Raw genomic sequence first — 17,080 nt, forward strand, 5'->3', positions numbered from 1 at the left:
TACAGGAGGGTGGGCCCCTGGTCGAACTCACCCAACGTACCCGAGCGATCACGGGACGACAGCGTCGATCGCCTTCACGATCCGCTTGTCCGAGACCGGATACGCCGTGCCGAGCGCATGCGCGAAGTAGCTGACTCGCAGCTCCTCGATCATCCACCGGATGTCCAGGACCGCGGCCGGCACCGGACGGCCCTGCGGGAACTGCTCCAGCAGCCACGCGTACTCGTCCTGCATCTCGTGCACCTTCTCCATGCGCGTGGTGTCCCGCTGGACGCCCGTCGCCATCTGCTGGAGCCGCCGGTCCGCCGCCACCAGATAGCGCATCAGATCGGGCAGCCGCCGCACCCCCGCCCAGGTCACGAAGCCCGGCTTCACCAGGGCGTCCAGCTGGGCCCTGACGTCCGCCAGATTCGGCAGCAGCACCGGGCTGCGCACCGCCTTCAGCCGGCGCTCACAGGACTGCCAGGCGGCCAGCACCTGCTGCACCTGACCGACCGTCCGCACCGTCGTGTCCACGATCTCCGCGCGCACCTTGTCGTACAGCTTCCGGTACGACTCCTCGTCCCACACCGGACCACCGAAATCGGCGATCAGCCGGTCCGCCGCCGCCATCGCACAGTCGTCGAACAGCGCCTGCACGGAGCCGTGCGGATTCGCGGACAGGGCGAGCTTCTGGGCGTTCGTCAGATGATCGCTCGCGTACTTCGCCGGATTCACCGGGATGTTCCGCAGGATCAGCCGGCGCGTGCCCCGCCACATCGCCTCGGTCTGCTCCGCCTCGGTGTCGAAGAGCCGCACGGAGACCGTGTCGCCGTCGTCCACCAGCGCCGGGTACGCCTTCACGGGCTGACCGGCCCGGCGCGTCTCGAAGACCCGGGTGAGCGACCCCATCGTCCAGTCCGTCAGCCCGGTGCGCTCCAGCGACTCGCCGCCCGTGCGCACGGCCGTCGCCGCCGCGGCCTGCGAGAGCGCCTTTTGCGCCTTCGGCTTCAGCCGCAGCCGCAGCGCCTCCAGGTCCTTGTCCTCGGCGAGCTTGCGGCGCCGCTCGTCGACGATCCGGAAAGTGATCTTCAGATGGTCGGGGACCTTCGACCAGTCGAAGTCGTCCGCCTCGAACGGCACCCCCACCATCCGCTTCAGCTCACGCGCCATGGTCACCGGCAGCGGCTCCTGCAACGGCACCGCACGCTCCAGGAACGCCTTCGCATAGTTGGGCGCGGGCACATAGTTGCGCCGGATCGGCTTCGGCAGCGAACGGATCAACTCCGTGACCACCTCCTCGCGCAGCCCCGGGATCTGCCAGTCAAAACCCTCGGCCGTGACCTGGTTGAGGACCTGGAGCGGAATGTGCACGGTCACGCCGTCCGCGTCCGCACCCGGCTCGAACTGGTACGTCACACGGAACGTCAGCGGCCCCTGACGCCAGGAATCGGGATAGTCGGTCTCGGTGACCGCCGCCGCCGACTCGCGGATCAGCATCTCCCGCTCGAAGTCCAGGAAGTCCGGCTGCTCGTGCCGCTTCCGCTTCCACCACGCGTCGAAGTGCGCCCCGGACACCACGTCCTCGGGCACCCGCTGGTCGTAGAAGTCGAACAGCGTGTCGTCGTCCACGACGATGTCCCGGCGCCGCGCCCGGTGCTCCAACTCCTCGACCTCGCTGAGCAGCCTGCGGTTGTCCGCGAAGAACTTGTGATGGGTGCGCCAGTCCCCCTCCACGAGCGCGTTCCGGATGAACAGCTCGCGGCTGGCCTCCGGGTCGATCCGGCCGTAGTTGACCTTGCGGTCGGCGACGATCGGGACGCCGTACAGGGTCACCTTCTCGTACGCCATCACCGCCGCCTGGTCCTTCTCCCAGTGCGGCTCGCTGTAGGTCCGCTTCACCAGGTGACCCGCCAGCGGCTCGACCCACTCCGGTTCGATCCTCGCGTTGACCCGGGCCCACAGCCGGCTCGTCTCCACCAGCTCCGCCGACATCACGAACCGCGGCGGCTTCCTGAACAACGCCGAACCCGGGAAGATTGCGAACTTCGCGTTCCGGGCGCCCAGATACTCGTTCCTCCCGCCGCCCTTGCCGCTCTCCGCGCCGGCGCTCTTCACGTCCTTCATGCCGATGTGCGACAACAGGCCGGCCAGCAGTGAGACATGAACGCGGTCGGCGGGGGCGTCCTGCTCGTTGAGGTGGATGCCCATCTGCTTCGCGACGGTTCGCAACTGCGTATAGATGTCCTGCCACTCGCGGATCCGCAGGAAGTTCAGGAACTCCTGCTTGCACATCCGGCGGAACGAGGAAGAACCCCGCTCCTTCTGCTGCTCACGGATGTACCGCCACAGGTTCAAGAAGGCGACGAAATCGCTCGTCTCGTCCTTGAACCGGGCGTGCTGCTGATCGGCCTGCGTCTGCTTGTCCGCCGGGCGCTCACGCGGATCCTGGATGGACAGCGCCGCCGCTATGACCATGACCTCGCGCGCACAGCCGTTGCGGTCGGCCTCCAGGACCATACGGGCCAGCCGCGGATCGACGGGCAGCTGCGCCAGCTTGCGGCCGGTCTGCGTCAGCCGCTTGCGCGGGTCCTGCTGCGCCGGGTCGAGCGCGCCCAGCTCCTGGAGCAGCTGCACGCCGTCACGGATGTTGCGATGGTCCGGCGGGTCGATGAACGGGAACCTCTCGATGTCGCCGAGGCCCGCCGCGGTCATCTGCAGGATGACGGAGGCCAGGTTCGTCCGCAGGATCTCGGCATCCGTGAACTCCGGCCGGGCCTCGAAGTCGTCCTCGGAGTACAGCCGGATGCAGATGCCGTCGGACGTACGGCCGCAGCGGCCCTTGCGCTGGTTCGCGCTCGCCTGGGAGATCGGCTCGATGGGCAGCCGCTGCACCTTGGTGCGATGGCTGTAGCGCGAGATCCGCGCGAAGCCGGGGTCGATGACGTACTTGATGCCCGGCACGGTCAGGGACGTCTCGGCGACGTTCGTCGCCAACACGATCCGACGGCCGGAATGCGGCTGGAAGACCCGGTGCTGCTCGGCATGCGAGAGCCGGGCGTACAGCGGCAGGATCTCCGTGAACCGGTAGCTCTTCTTCTCCAGCGCGTCCGCCGTGTCCCGGATCTCCCGCTCGCCGGAGAGGAAGACGAGGATGTCGCCGCGGCCCTCCGCCATCAACTCCTCGACCGCGTCCGTGATCGCGGTGATCTGGTCCCGGTCGGCGTCGTCACCGTCCTCCTCCAGCAGCGGCCGGTAACGCACCTCCACCGGATACGTCCGCCCGCTGACCTCCACGATCGGCGCGTCGCCGAAATGCCGGGAGAAACGCTCGGGGTCGATGGTCGCCGACGTGATGACGACCTTCAGGTCCGGCCGCCTCGGCAGCAGCTGCGCCAGATAGCCGAGCAGGAAGTCGATGTTCAAAGACCGCTCATGGGCCTCGTCGATGATGATCGTGTCGTAGGCGCGCAGCTCACGGTCGGTCTGGATCTCGGCGAGCAGGATGCCGTCCGTCATCAGCTTGATGAAGGTGCCGTCCGGGTCGACCTGGTCGGTGAACCGCACCTTCCAGCCGACCGACTCACCGAGCGGCGTCCGCAGCTCCTCCGCGACCCGCTCGGCGACCGTACGGGCGGCGATCCGGCGGGGCTGGGTGTGCCCGATCATCCCGCGGACGCCACGGCCCAGCTCAAGACAGATCTTCGGGATCTGCGTCGTCTTGCCGGAACCGGTCTCACCGGCGACGATGACGACCTGGTGATCGCGAATGGCCGCCGCGATCTCGTCCTTCTTCTGGCTGACGGGCAACTGCTCCGGATAGCCGACCTCGGGCACGCGCGAGCGCCGCCCGGTCATGCGCTCCTCGGCCCTGACGACCTCGCCCTCGATCTCGGCGAGCACGGCCGCACGGGCCTCCGGCTTACGGATCTTGCGCGCGCCCTCAAGCCTGCGCCCGAGTCGGTGCGCATCACGCAGCGACAACTCGGTCAGGCGGCCGGCGAGAACGCCGAGGGACTGTGCGCCGGGGGCGGGATGCGTAGACATACGCGACCCAGGATCTCATCCCGGAGAAATCCATGGCTAACGGATTTGCGGCGCGACGCGCCCCTCCCTGGGGGGTACGGGGTGTACGGGGCATACAACAAGGCCCCGATCCGGAGATCGGGGCCTTGACTGTGGCTGGGGCCGGGGTCGAACCGGCGACCTTCCGCTTTTCAGGCGGACGCTCGTACCAGCTGAGCTACCCAGCCGCAAGACCTCTTTCGAGGTCTTCGCGGTCCTGACGGGATTTGAACCCGCGGCCTCCACCTTGACAGGGTGGCGAGCACTCCAAACTGCTCCACAGGACCTTGCGTTGTGTGCAACAGTGTCGCACACGGTGTTGCGTGCCCCCAACGGGATTCGAACCCGTGCTACCGCCTTGAAAGGGCGGCGTCCTAGGCCGCTAGACGATGAGGGCTATCGGCCCGCCTGGGCGCTTCTCAGCGCGTCGGGGACGTCAGAAGCATATGGGATGGCGGGGGGTATCGCCAAAACGGTTTACGAGCCGGACGGAGTGGGGGTCCGTGCGGATGTCCCGGACGGCGTGGTGGAGGGGCTCGCGCCCGGCAGGTTCTCCTCCGGGAGGTGGCGGCTGACCTCGGCTGTCGTCAGTCCGAGCCCGCCCAGTTTGATCTCGTCCCAGGCCTGGAGGCGTCGGCTGTCCCGGTCGAAGTAGAGGATCGAGGCCTCGATCGGGTCCGGGTAACGGCCCTCCACGGCGCGCAGTCCGCTGCCGCCGGTCGACCCCTCGACGCGCAGCCGGGTGCCGTACCTCATGACCTCCGTCTGCTCGTGGTGCAGATGGCCGGCGAGCACGAGGGGTACCTCGCCGTCCGTCTCCCGGGCCGCCGACGGCTCGTGGGCGATGGCCACGTCCACCGGCGTCCCTGCGGCCCGCTGGTCGCGCAGCGCCGAGGCCAGCCGGTCCCCGGCCAGTTGCTCGGCCCGGTCGCCGCCGGGCGCGGCCGAGCGGTCGGGCGTGAACTGCGGGTCGCCGATGCCGGCGAACCGCAGGCCGGCCACGGTCCGCGCCCGGCCGTCGTCCAGGACGTGCACGTTCTTCAGGCGCTCCAGGTAGCGCTGGGTCACGCGGGAGTCGTGGTTGCCGCGCACCCAGACGTAGGGCACGCCCAGGTTGGCGATCGGGTCCAGGAAGCCGTTCTCCGCGGCCGTGCCGTGGTCCATGGTGTCGCCGGAGTCGACGATCACGTTCACCTTGTACTGCTCCACCAGCGAGGCGATGATCTTCCAGCTCGCCGGGTTGAGGTGGATGTCGGAGACGTGCAGGACGCGGAGGGTGGTGGGGTCCGGCTGGTAGGCCGGGAGCGTGGAGGTGACGTCGTACAGTTTCGTCACGTTCGTCACCAGGCGCGCCAATTCCTTCTGGTAGACGTCGAATTCGGTGACGATGCTGCGGGCGTTGCCGACCAGGGAGGGCGCGGAGGAGAGCAGGCCGGAGAACTTCGGTTCCAGCACTGACTTGGGGCTCCAGGTGGCGTACGCCGTCGTGCCGGAGGCGGCGAGGAGGGCCAGGGCGAGGCCGCCGGCGGTGAGGGCGCGGCGCGGGCGGCGGTAGACGGCGAGGCCCAGCGCGGTGGCGCCGGCGACGACGGCGACGCAGGAGCGCACGGCCAGGTCGATGGTGCCGTGTTCGACGTCCCGGGAGACCTCGTCCTGGAGGCCGGACAGCCGCTCGGGGTGGTCGAGGAGGGCCTGGGAGCGCAGCGGGTCCAGTTGGTCGACGTTCACGTCCAGGCGGACGGGCGCGACATGGCTGTCGAGGGTCAGCGCGCCCAGCGGGGAGACATTGATCTTCGTGCCGCCGGTGAGCGAGGGGCGCAGGGTCATCGTCGTGTTCATGGGTCCGACGGGGGCCCGTACGTTGCCGACGATCAGCAGCCCCAGCCAGGCGCCGACCAGGACGACCGCCGTCAGGCCGAGGGCCCGGGCCCAGGGGCGCGACCGGTCGGCGAGTTCGAGGGCGGGCAGGGCACGGGGCGTCTTCGGGCCGCGTTTCGCTGCGGAGGCGAGGCGCCGGGGCAGGCCGGCGACGCGTTTCGGTAGGGAGGTGAGCCGGTTCGTCACGGAGGCGATGTGCTTCGGCACGGGGATGACGTGCTTCGGTATGGAGACGATGCGTTTCGGCAGGGAGACGCGGGCGCGGACCATTGGTCCCGTATGCCCAGGCGCGGAAGCGGATATGCGGCGGTCCGCGGCGCTCGTGCGGCCGTCCCGTACCGGACAATGGCCCTGTGCTGGAGATGACGCGCGAGGAGTTCGAGGAACTGGTCGCCGAGGCCCTGGACCGGATTCCGCAGGAGCTGACGCGGCTGATGGACAACGTCGCGGTGTTCGTCGAGGACGAGCCGCCCGCCGACGATCCGGAGCTGCTCGGCCTGTACGAGGGGACTCCGCTGACGGATCGCGGTGAGTGGTACGCGGGCGTGCTGCCGGACCGGATCACGATCTACCGGGGGCCGACGCTGCGGATGTGCGAGACGCGGGAGGAGGTCGTCGCGGAGACCGAGGTGACCGTGGTGCATGAAATCGCCCACCATTTCGGGATCGATGACGCCCGTCTGCATGCGCTCGGCTACGGCTGACGGGGCTGAGGCGTGTCTTCTTGTGGGCGGCGGGAGTTGGGCAGGTCGTCTTCTTGGCCCGCCCGTCGTCGGAGGTGGCTCCCGTGCGCCCCTTGTCCGTACCCGTCCGTCTCGCCGTCACGGCGCTGGCCGTCGCCGCTGCCGCCGGCTGCGTGAACGTCGGCGACGATGCCGGCCGGGCCGGGCCGTCGGCGTCCGCCGCGCAGCAGGGCGGCAAGGCGCCCGGCGGCGGCTCGGCGGTGTCCGGCGCCGCTGCCGGGGGCCTGGGCGCTGAGGGCGGTGACGGCAAGCGTGGGCGCGGCGGGAAGGGGACGTCCGAGGAGTCGGCGTCCGCGTCGGCCACGCCCTCGGGCCGGGGCAGTGCGCCCGCGACGACGACCGGGCCCGGGCGGAGCGAGAAGCCGCGCGATCCGGCGACGCCCGGGGGGCAGCCGCCCGACCCGCACACGGACGAGCCGACGCCTCCGCCGACGCCTCCCGAGCCGCCCGCCTCGCCGCCCGTGCCGCCGACCGCGGAGCCGTCCTCGTCGGCGCACGAGGAGCCGGGCCCGCAACTGGTGCAGCGCGAGCCGGCCCCGACGGCGGGCGCTCCGGCCTAGCCGGGCGCTTCGGGCCGGCGGGACTTCGGCCTCGTCGGGGTGCCGGTCGGCTGTGGTTCGGGGCTCGGTTTGCGTTGGGGGGTGGTGGGTGCGTATGGTGGTAGATCGTTTGATCCCATTTGCCCGGCGCCATCGCAGAGCGCGCCGTGTGGCGCGTTCTCTCCTTTGCCGTGGCTGACCGCATTGAGGCGGTCGTATTGCGCACCACGGAGTTGACGGGCGCGTGCCGACGAGACTCCGGAAGGTTTCGCATTCGCATGTCCGTGTCCAGCACCGACCATGTCGTCGTGTCCGAGCACCCCGAGCACCACGAGCACCCCCAGAACACAGAGCACCCCCAGAACACCGAGCACTCCGCGAACCCGGAGGCCGTCGAGGACGGCCGGGCCGACGTTGGCACCGAGGTTTCCGAGGTCAGCGAGACCGCTGACACCCCCGAGATCACTTTCGCCGACCTCGGCCTGCCCGAGGGCATCGTGCGCAAGCTCGCGCAGAACGGCGTGACCGTGCCGTTCCCGATCCAGGCCGCGACCATCCCGGACGCCCTGACCGGCAAGGACATCCTCGGCCGTGGCCGCACCGGCTCCGGCAAGACGCTCTCCTTCGGCCTGCCCACGCTGGCCACGCTGGCGGGCGGCCGCACCGAGAAGAAGCACCCGCGCGCCGTCATCCTCACCCCGACCCGTGAGCTGGCCATGCAGGTCGCCGACGCGCTCCAGCCGTACGGCGACGTCCTCGGCCTGAAGATGAAGGTCGTCTGCGGCGGTACGTCCATGGGCAACCAGATCTACGCCCTGGAGCGGGGCGTCGACATCCTCGTGGCCACCCCGGGCCGGCTGCGCGACATCATCAACCGCGGCGCCTGCTCCCTGGACGACGTGCAGATCGCCGTACTCGACGAGGCCGACCAGATGTCCGACCTGGGCTTCCTGCCCGAGGTCACCGAACTGCTCGACCAGGTGCCGGCAGGCGGCCAGCGGATGCTGTTCTCCGCGACCATGGAGAACGAGATCCAGACCCTCGTCGATCGCTACCTCTCCTCGCCCGTCTCACACGAGGTGGACGCGGCCCAGGGCGCGGTCACGACGATGTCCCACCACATCCTGATCGTGAAGCCCAAGGACAAGGCGCCGGTCACCGCGGCCATCGCCTCCCGCAAGGGCCGCACCATCATCTTCGTCCGCACCCAGCTGGGCGCCGACCGTGTCGCCGAGCAGTTGCGCGACGCGGGCGTGAAGGCCGACGCGCTGCACGGCGGCATGACCCAGGGCGCCCGCACCCGGACGCTGGCCGACTTCAAGGACGGGTACGTCAACGTCCTGGTCGCCACCGACGTCGCCGCCCGCGGCATCCACGTGGACGGCATCGACCTGGTGCTGAACGTCGACCCGGCGGGCGACCACAAGGACTATCTGCACCGGGCCGGCCGCACCGCACGTGCGGGCCGCACCGGCACGGTCGTCTCCCTGTCGCTGCCGCACCAGCGGCGCCAGATCTTCCGTCTGATGGAGGACGCGGGCGTCGACGCCGCGCGCCACATCATCCAGGGCGCCGGTGCCTTCGACCCGGAGGTCGCCGAGATCACCGGCGCCCGCTCGATGACCGAGGTCCAGGCCGAGTCCGCGGGCAACGCCGCCCAGCAGGCCGAGCGCGAGGTCGCCCAGCTCACCAAGCAGCTGGAGCGCGCCCAGCGCCGGGCGTCCGAGCTGCGCGAGGAGGCCGACCGGCTGGTCGCGAGGGTCGCCCGCGAGCGTGGCGAGGACCCGGCGGCCGCGGTGGCCGAGGCCCAGGCGGCGGCTGCGGAGGCGACGACCGAGGTGTCCGTGCCGGAGCAGCCGACGGCACAGGACGTGGAACGGCCGGAGCGGGCCGAGCGCGCGGAGCGCGGTGAGCGGACGTCGGCGCCGGGCGGGTACGAGCGTCGCGACCGGCGTGAGGAGCGGGGCGAGCGCGGCGAGCGCACCGGGTTCACCCGGGACCGCGACCGGGATCGTGACCGTGGCTTCGAGCGGCGTGACGACCGGGGTGGTTTCCGCCGCGATGACCGTCGTCCGTTCGACCGTGACCGTTCCTTCGACCGTGACCGTGACCGTGACCGCGGTGGGCGTCCGTCCGAGCGGCGTGACGACCGCGGTGGTTTCCGCCGGGACGACCGTGGCGGGCGTTCCTTCGAGCGGCGTGACGACCGGGGCGGTTTCCGCCGGGACGACCGTCGTCCGCTCGACCGGGACCGTTCGTTCGACCGAGACCGTTCGTTCGACCGTGACCGGGACCGTGGCGGGCGTTCCTTCGAGCGCCGCGACGACCGGGGTGGCTTCCGCCGGGACGACCGGACCGGGCACCGCGGCAGCGACCGCCCGTTCAACCGGGACCGCCAGACCGACCGCCCCGGTTTCCGCGCCGGCAGCCACGACCGTCCGTACGGCCGCCGTGACGACCACCGCGGCTCCGGCTCCTTCGGGCGCCGTGAGGACAAGCCGCGCTGGAAGCGCAACGGCTGACGCACCCCGCGTGCCTGACGCACCGTGACCGAACGCCGTGGCCCCCACCGACACACCGGTGGGGGCCACGGCGCTCGTCAGGTGCCGGCAGACCGGCACGGGCAAGGGGTCGTTCGCCGCGCGGGTGCGCATCGCGACCGGCTGGCAGCACTACCGCCACTTTCCGGTCACTGTGTGACGCATGTCATACCCCCGGCGAGGGAATCGCTGGGGACATGACAGATGACGCGATCGCGGGCCGGCCGTCGGACGAGGAACGGCTTGCCCAGCTCGGCTACACCCAGGTCCTCGCCCGGCGCATGTCGGCGTTCTCCAACTACGCCGTCTCCTTCACGATCATCTCGGTCCTGTCCGGCTGTCTGACGCTCTATCTCTTCGGGATGAACACCGGCGGCCCGGCGGTGATCACCTGGGGCTGGGTGGCGGTCGGTCTGATGACGCTGTTCGTGGGCCTGTCGATGGCGGAAATCTGCTCGGCGTATCCGACGTCGGCCGGCCTGTACTTCTGGGCGCACCGCCTGGCCCCGCCGCGTTCGGCCGCCGCCTGGGCCTGGTTCACGGGCTGGTTCAACGTGCTGGGGCAGGTCGCGGTGACGGCGGGCATCGACTTCGGCGCCGCGTCCTTCCTCGGCGCCTATCTGAATCTGCAGTTTGACTTCGAGGTCACCCCGGGGCGCACCATCCTGCTGTTCGCGGTGATCCTGCTGCTGCACGGCCTGCTGAACACCTTCGGCGTCCGCATCGTCGCCTTCCTGAACAGCGTCAGCGTGTGGTGGCACGTGCTGGGCGTCGGCCTGATCGTCGGCGCGCTGGCCTTCGTACCCGACCGGCACCGCTCGGCGTCCTTCGTGTTCACCGAGTTCGTGAACAACACGGGCTGGGGCAGCGGCGTGTACGTGGTGCTGATCGGCCTGCTGATGGCGCAGTACACCTTCACCGGCTACGACGCCTCCGCCCATATGACGGAGGAGACGCACGACGCGTCGACGGCGGGTCCCAAGGGCATCGTCCGCTCCATCTGGACGTCCTGGGTGGCCGGTTTCGTCCTCCTCCTCGGCTTCACCTTCGCCATCCAGTCCTACGACGGGGCGCTGGCCTCGCCGACGGGGGCACCGCCCGCCCAGATCCTCCTGGACGCGCTCGGCGCGACCGCCGGCAAGCTGCTGCTGCTCGTCGTGATCGGCGCGCAGCTGTTCTGCGGGATGGCCTCCGTGACCGCCAACAGCCGCATGATCTACGCCTTCTCACGCGACGGCGCGCTGCCCTTCTCGCGGGTCTGGCACACCGTGAGCCCGCGCACCCGCACCCCCGTGGCGGCGGTCTGGCTGGCGGCGGCGGGCGCGCTCGTCCTCGGGCTGCCCTACCTGATCAACGAGACCGCGTACGCGGCCGTGACCTCGATCGCCGTGATCGGCCTCTACATCGCGTACGTCGTCCCGACCCTGCTGCGGATCCGCAAGGGCGCGGCGTTCGAGCGGGGGCCCTGGCATCTGGGCCGCTGGTCGCGGCCGGTCGGGATCGTCGCGGTGGGGTGGGTCGGCGTGATCACGGTCCTCTTCATGCTGCCCCAGGTCTCCCCGGTCACCTGGGAGACCTTCAACTACGCCCCGGTCGCCGTCCTGGTCGTCCTGGGCTTCGCCCCGGCCTGGTGGCTGGCCTCGGCACGCCACTGGTTCCTCAGCCCCACCCACACCCGAACCCACCTCCCCCACTCACCCACCCGAGAACCAGCAGACCCCTGACCCTCCCACGCCCACGCCCCTGGCCCCCGAGGACTCTGTGGCCGATACGACGGGGGATCCTTGAGGGACCCGCCGACCAATGCGCTTGGGGGCCGCCCGGGGCGTGGGGCTGATGGGCTCGGGGTTGCGGGGGTTCTGGGGCCGATGCGCCGGGAAGCCCCGATGGCGCCTCAGTGCTGGATCAGGCCGCCGACCGGGACGGCAGCGACGTGGCCGGTCGGCGGAAGCGTCTGAGCCAGGGCGAGGCCGATGTCGACCAGCGATGACCGGCGCAGGCGAGCGACATCGGGAATCGGAGTCCAGACCGACTCGGCGATTTCGCCGTTCGGCTCCGGCCGCAGCCGGCCGCCGGTGATACGGACCTGGTAGAAAACGCCGACATTCTGATGCTCAGGTCCGCCGGGGATGGCACGTTCGGCCGCGGGGATCACCCGGGAGTCCACGCCCAGCAGGCGTTGGACCACCGCATCGCAGCCGGTCTCCTCAGCGACCTCCCGGATCACCGCGTCGAACGGATCCTCCGCGTGCTCGACCCTGCCACCCGGAAGGGTCCAGTTGCTCTCGCCCTTCGGCGGCACGTGACGGGCGAGCAGTACCCGCCCGCCCTCCATGCACACGGCGTACGCCGCCAGCCGGAAACTCATTCCCCCGCACCTCCCAACGGACCCTATCCCGACGTCCCAGATCCACGCAGCGCCATGAGCGCAGAGCGGAGCCGCTTCAGCTCTGTGCGGTGGAGCCCTCTGGGGCTGAAGGGGGTTATGGGGCTGATGCGCCCTGCGGACCTCCCGTCAACCCAGGAACAACCTGGGCCCGGCCCTGCCCACGCGACCCGGTTTCGGCCGTTCCGTCCCCCCGACGCGGCCGTGTCCCCGGTACCCGATCGGCGACACGGCCTCGTCCGGCTATGCTCGGGGAGGCAACAACGCCTGGGCCCTTAGCTCAATTGGCAGAGCAGTGGACTTTTAATCCATTGGTTGTGGGTTCGAGTCCCACAGGGCCTACCGGTGAGCCCCAGTTCAGAGAGCATCTGGACTGGGGCTCACGGCATTTTCGGGCCCTCAGTGATCGTCAGCTGGCCCGCTGCTCGCCCGAGGCGCAGACGATCAAGACATGGAGCGGCCCCGGCCGGATCGGCGTCCGGCCGGGGCCGTCGAGGGGTCAGGCGCGGGCCCGGACGATGAGGGTGCCGATGTGCCCGGCCTTCGGGGCATCCACCTCGGTCGCCTCGGCGGTGGCGAATCCGGCCCTGAGCAGAAGCCGTTCCCATACCGCGGGCCGGTAGCTGTACCGGTACGTGAACATCGCCTTCCCGGCGAAGCCGCCCTTGTACATGCCCTGCGGGCCGTAGGCGCCCGGGATCGCCGGCGGCTGGGAGAAGACGAAGCCGCCCCCCGGCGCCAGGTGCTCGCGGACGAGGGGGAACAGGCGGGACGGGTCGGTGAACCAGGCCGCACCGAAGATGGAGTACACCGCGTCGTAGCGGCCGTCGTGGGTGGCGAGCCAGTTCAGGATCTCCCTCTGCTCGATCCGCACGCCGAGCGGCGCCCACTTCTCGCCCGCGCGCTGCACCATGCGCGGCGCCAGGTCCACGCCGGTCGCCTTGACGCCCTGCTGCGCAAGGTGGGCGAGGGCACGCCCGGTGCCGCAGCCGACCTCCAGCACGGACTCCGGAGCGCCCAGAAGTTCCGCGCCGTCGATGGCCCACAGCTCCTCGTCGATCGCCCAGCTGGTCTTCCAGGACGCGTCGACAGCGAAGGCGATGCTTGCCGCCTACGACCGACCGCCGGAGGCATGACCGCTCCTTGAACGCACGAAGGCGGCCCCACCCCTGCCGAAGCATGGCGACGTACCGGCCACTGCAACGGCCGGCCGTGTGGGCGGGGTTGCCGGGGGAGCGGCCTGGTTGTGCAGCCGCTTCCCCGGCTTCTGGCCGGATCCGCATCCGGCGCGGGCGCCTATGCCACGGCGTCGAGCGCGGAGTACAGGGCGTAGAGCACTGCGGGAAGCGCGCCCACGAGTCCCGTCACGGCTGCGATCACCACGGGCAGCCGCTTATTGGTCCTCAAGGACCTGACGAGGTAACCGACCAATACGAAATAGGCCAGAGTCACCACGACTCCGGCCACAAGCACAGGTGGACTGATTGATTGCATGACAGCGCTCGTTCTCCCTATGACTTTTGCCCAGTCCGGATTCGCTGGCGCGCGTCGGCAGACGGACCGTCAAGGACCCTTGGCAGGGGTCGGCCCATTCGCCGCACGGGCAGCACGGGCATGACGGTAGCTCAAACGGCCTCAGATAGACCAGAGTTGAGGAAGAGAGCAGATTGAAGTCGCCGGGCCGCCCACCGGGCGGCCGGGGCCCCGGGATGCCACTCCCGGGGCACCCCGGCTAAGCGCAGCCCCGGACTGGGCAAGTCACAGAGTGCGGTGAGCCGATGGTCGCAGGCGCCGATAAACGATCCATATACGTCTGCTAAACGAGTTGGTAGCCTGGCGGGCGGGGAGGCAGCGATGGACGGAGTACCACCGGTACCGGAGCAGCGGCGTCCCGCCACATCGCCGGACCAGCCGACAGCGCTCCGCTTCAGGGTACTCGGGCCGGTGCGGGCCTGGCGCGGGGACGAGCCCCTGCCCACGGGATCCCCTCAGCAGCGTGGCCTGCTGGCCGCTCTCCTGCTGCGCGAGGGCCGCACGGCGACCGCAGCCGAGCTGATCGGTGCCCTGTGGGGCGACGAGCCCCCGTCGCAGGGGCTGGCCGCGGTGCGGACGTACGCGTCCCGGCTGCGCAAGGTACTCGACCCCGGGGTCCTGGTGAGCGAGTCGGGCGGCTATGCGATCCGGGACCTCGCCGACGGGGCCCTGGACCTCGCGACGGCGCAGGATCTGGCGGCGCAGGCGGAGAAGGCAAGGCACGCCGGAGACCTGTGGCACGCGCGTGATCTGCTCGACAGGGCGCTGGCTCTGTGGGATGGCGAGACGCTGTCCGGGGTGCCCGGCCCGTACGCGGAGGCGCAGCGCCTGCGTATCGAGGAGTGGCGTCTCCAACTCCTCGAAGCGCGCCTGGACATGGAATTGGAACAGGGGCACCACGCCGAGGCCGTCTCGGAGCTCACGGCTTTGACCGCGGCGCACCCCCTGCGGGAGCGGCTGCGTGAACTGCTGATGCTGGCGTTGTACCGGAGCGGTCGGCAGGCCGAGGCGCTGGCGGTGTACGCGGATACCCGGCGCCTGCTCGCCGAGGAACTGGGCGTTGACCCTCGGCCGGCGCTGAGGGAGCTGCAACACCGGATCCTCCAGGCCGACCCGGCCTTGGCAGAACCCTCGGTATCGGTGATCGAGCCCCCCGCAGTCACGGTGCGCCCGGCCCAACTACCCGCCGATGTACCGGACTTCACGGGCCGGGAGTCCTATGTGGCGGAGCTGGGCGAGATACTGACCTCGGCCGCCGACGGACGGGTGATGGCGGTGTCGGCGCTGGCGGGTATCGGCGGCGTGGGCAAGACGACGCTGGCGATCCATGTCGCGCATCAAGCGCGCTCGGCCTTCCCCGACGGCCAGTTGTACGTCGACCTTCAGGGCACGACGTCGAGGGAGGCGGAATCGGAGGAGGTCCTCGGCTCCTTCCTGAGGGCCCTGGGCACGGAGGACTCGGCGATCCCCGACTCCCTGGCGGAGCGGGCGGCGCTGTACCGGTCGGTGCTGGACGGCCGGCGGGTGCTCGTGCTCCTGGACGACGCGCGTGACGCGGCCCAGGTGAGGCCGCTGTTGCCCGGCACGGCGGGCTGCGCTGCGTTGATCACGTCCAGGGTCCGCATGGGCGACCTGCCAGGTGTCCACCTGCTGGACGTGGACGTGTTGAGTCCACAGGACGCCCTCCGGCTGTTCACCGCGATCGTGGGACGGGAACGGGTCTCCGCCGAGCGCGAAGCGGCCCTCGACGTGGTCGCCGCGTGCGGGTTCCTGCCGCTGGCGATCCGGATCGCGGCGTCGCGGCTGGCGATGCGGCGTTCCTGGACCGTTTCGACGCTGGCGACGAAACTGGCGGACGAGCAGCGGCGACTGGACGAGTTGCAGACGGGGGACCTGGCGGTAAAGACCACCTTCGAGTTGGTCTACAGGCAGTTGGCGCCGGCACAGGCGCGCGCGTTCCGCCTGCTGGGCCTGGTTGACGGGCCGGACATCTCCCTGGCGGCAGCCGCGGCCATGCTCGGCCTCCCCGTGGAGGACACGGAGGATCTCCTCGAATCCCTCATCGACACATCGTTGGTGGAGCCGGCGGCAGCCGGCCGGTACCGGTACCACCAGCTGCTCCGCCTCTACGCACGCGCCTGCGCGGAGAGGGACGAGCAACCGCCGGGTGAGCGGGAGGCGGCCCTGTCGCGGCTACTCGACTTCTACCTGGCGACCGCGGTACGCGTGTACACGCTGGAACGGCCCGGTGACCGGCTGGTCGACCACTTGGAGCCGGCCGCAGGGGACGGACTGCGCTTCAGCCGCCGGGACGAGGCCCTGGACTGGCTGTTTTGCGAAGGGAGGTCACTCCTGTGTGCGGCCCATCAGGCCGTCATCACAGCTGAGTTGCGCAAGGGGATTGATCTCTTGCTCGTCGCGCGAGATCTCGCCGAGTCCGGCAGCGACTTCAAGCACTACGAGTCGGCCGTCACGGCCCTGCTGGACGCGGCCGAGGCAACGGGCGATGCGCAGACCGAGGCAAGGGCACGAGCGATCCTCGCCCACCTGCACTCCTGGACGGGCTGTTTCCAGGAGGCGGAGCGAGAAGTACGTGAGGCGGTGCGGCTCGGCCGATCGACGGGTGACCACTGGACCACGGGTGACGCGCTGAACATCATGGGCGTCATCGCGCTCTACCAGAACCGGCTCGGGGACGGTGAGGAGCATCTCTGCCAGGCCATCGAGCAGTTCCGCTCGCTGGGCGACCGCCCGGGAGAGGCGGGCGCCCTGTCCAACCTGTCGCGGATTCACCTCGCGACCGGACGGACGGCGAGCGCCGTCGCGCTGGCGCAGCAGGGCCTCGACATCCATGAAGCCACGGGCAACTCCCTGCGCGGCGCCAACGGACGCTACGCACTCGGCCTGGCCCTTACCCAGAGCGGAGAGCTGAACTCCGCTGCCGACCGGCTGCACGAGGCCCTGGAGGTGTTCCGCGACAGCCGTCAGCGCCTGTGGGAGGGGATGAGCCTTTTCCGCCTGGCTGAGGTCGACCTCGCCGCACAGCGCCCCGCTCAGGCCGCGGCCAACGCCGAGATGGCGCTCACCGTGTTGCGGGGCATCGGGGGGGAATGGCGCCGGGCCAACGTTCTGACGGTTCTCGGCCGAGCGCTCTCGACACTGGGTGAGACCGACCGTGCCGTTGCGTCGTGGAGCGAAGCACTCGACATCTACGAGCGGTTGCAAGCGCCTGAAGCCGGCGCGGTTCGGACGCTGCTCAGCGGAAATGCCCGTCGGACATCCAGCGTTGCATGACCTGACGCGGTACGGACGTCGCACCGACGCCGGCACCGTCGCCGGCCCCACCGTCCTAACCCTGACCGGCCTCGCCGACCACGCTTCCTCGAAGGGCAGGGCATGTGCCTCGGCTCGCCGCCC

8 protein-coding genes, 4 tRNA genes and 1 pseudogene are annotated in these 17,080 nt (G+C 70.4%); 6 read left to right on the forward strand and 7 right to left on the reverse strand.

All coding sequences use genetic code 11. The features are described from left to right. Nucleotides 1-48 precede the first annotated feature (48 nt). From hrpA to ACFYTE_RS06885, 5 genes are all read right to left on the reverse strand, one after another. Complete coding sequence (hrpA, locus tag ACFYTE_RS06865) at nt 49-4,026, reverse strand: ATP-dependent RNA helicase HrpA (protein ID WP_388705867.1); 3,978 nt, start codon at nt 4,024-4,026, stop codon at nt 49-51. Between the two features lie 132 nt (nt 4,027-4,158). Then, nucleotides 4,159-4,232 (reverse strand) — tRNA-Phe (locus ACFYTE_RS06870). Nucleotides 4,233-4,256: 24 nt separating this feature from the next. Then, nucleotides 4,257-4,331, reverse strand: a tRNA-Asp gene (locus tag ACFYTE_RS06875). Nucleotides 4,332-4,368: 37 nt separating this feature from the next. Then, nucleotides 4,369-4,441: transfer RNA gene (locus ACFYTE_RS06880), tRNA-Glu, on the reverse strand. Between the two features lie 80 nt (nt 4,442-4,521). Then, nucleotides 4,522-6,192, reverse strand: a complete 1,671-nt coding sequence (locus tag ACFYTE_RS06885; RefSeq protein WP_388705870.1) for a metallophosphoesterase — start codon at nt 6,190-6,192, stop codon at nt 4,522-4,524. 83 nt (nt 6,193-6,275) lie between these two features. On the opposite strand from ACFYTE_RS06885, the gene ACFYTE_RS06890 reads away from it, so the two are divergent. From ACFYTE_RS06890 to ACFYTE_RS06905, 4 genes are all read left to right on the forward strand, one after another. Continuing rightward, complete coding sequence (locus ACFYTE_RS06890) at nt 6,276-6,626, forward strand: metallopeptidase family protein (RefSeq protein WP_388705873.1); 351 nt, start codon at nt 6,276-6,278, stop codon at nt 6,624-6,626. Between the two features lie 83 nt (nt 6,627-6,709). Continuing rightward, complete coding sequence (locus tag ACFYTE_RS06895) at nt 6,710-7,225, forward strand: hypothetical protein (RefSeq protein WP_388705876.1); 516 nt, start codon at nt 6,710-6,712, stop codon at nt 7,223-7,225. Nucleotides 7,226-7,482: 257 nt separating this feature from the next. Beyond that, nucleotides 7,483-9,726, forward strand: coding sequence for a DEAD/DEAH box helicase (locus tag ACFYTE_RS06900; protein ID WP_388705878.1), 2,244 nt, complete (start codon nt 7,483-7,485; stop codon nt 9,724-9,726). A 215-nt stretch (nt 9,727-9,941) separates the two neighbouring features. Continuing rightward, complete coding sequence (locus tag ACFYTE_RS06905; protein ID WP_388705881.1) at nt 9,942-11,468, forward strand: amino acid permease; 1,527 nt, start codon at nt 9,942-9,944, stop codon at nt 11,466-11,468. Between the two features lie 170 nt (nt 11,469-11,638). Here the strand turns inward: ACFYTE_RS06905 and ACFYTE_RS06910 are convergent, their stop codons facing one another. Beyond that, the gene (locus tag ACFYTE_RS06910; protein WP_388705882.1) at nt 11,639-12,112 is read right to left on the reverse strand and encodes an NUDIX hydrolase; all 474 of its coding nucleotides are present in this window, start codon (nt 12,110-12,112) and stop codon (nt 11,639-11,641) included. A gap of 287 nt (nt 12,113-12,399) precedes the next feature. On the opposite strand from ACFYTE_RS06910, the gene ACFYTE_RS06915 reads away from it, so the two are divergent. After that, nucleotides 12,400-12,472: transfer RNA gene (locus ACFYTE_RS06915), tRNA-Lys, on the forward strand. A gap of 157 nt (nt 12,473-12,629) precedes the next feature. Here ACFYTE_RS06915 and ACFYTE_RS06920 read toward each other — a convergent pair. After that, nucleotides 12,630-13,163 (reverse strand): annotated as a pseudogene (locus ACFYTE_RS06920) (class I SAM-dependent methyltransferase); the annotation flags it as partial. An 821-nt stretch (nt 13,164-13,984) separates the two neighbouring features. On the opposite strand from ACFYTE_RS06920, the gene ACFYTE_RS06925 reads away from it, so the two are divergent. Continuing rightward, entirely contained in the window at nt 13,985-16,957 is a 2,973-nt protein-coding gene (locus tag ACFYTE_RS06925) for a BTAD domain-containing putative transcriptional regulator (protein WP_388705885.1), read from the forward strand. The last annotated feature ends 123 nt before the right edge of the window (nt 16,958-17,080 follow it).

Source organism: Streptomyces sp. NPDC004629 (assembly GCF_042873595.1).
Lineage (GTDB): Bacteria > Actinomycetota > Actinomycetes > Streptomycetales > Streptomycetaceae > Streptomyces.

Bases quoted from the DNA above. Each gene is read 5' to 3' on its own strand.
- hrpA (WP_388705867.1), bottom strand. From the start codon at position 4,026: ATGTCTACGCATCCCGCCCCCGGCGCACAGTCCCTCGGCGTTCTCGCC.
- ACFYTE_RS06885 (WP_388705870.1), bottom strand. From the start codon at position 6,192: ATGGTCCGCGCCCGCGTCTCCCTGCCGAAACGCATCGTCTCCATACCG.
- ACFYTE_RS06900 (WP_388705878.1), top strand. From the start codon at position 7,483: ATGTCCGTGTCCAGCACCGACCATGTCGTCGTGTCCGAGCACCCCGAG.
- ACFYTE_RS06905 (WP_388705881.1), top strand. From the start codon at position 9,942: ATGACAGATGACGCGATCGCGGGCCGGCCGTCGGACGAGGAACGGCTT.
- ACFYTE_RS06910 (WP_388705882.1), bottom strand. From the start codon at position 12,112: ATGAGTTTCCGGCTGGCGGCGTACGCCGTGTGCATGGAGGGCGGGCGG.
- ACFYTE_RS06925 (WP_388705885.1), top strand. From the start codon at position 13,985: ATGGACGGAGTACCACCGGTACCGGAGCAGCGGCGTCCCGCCACATCG.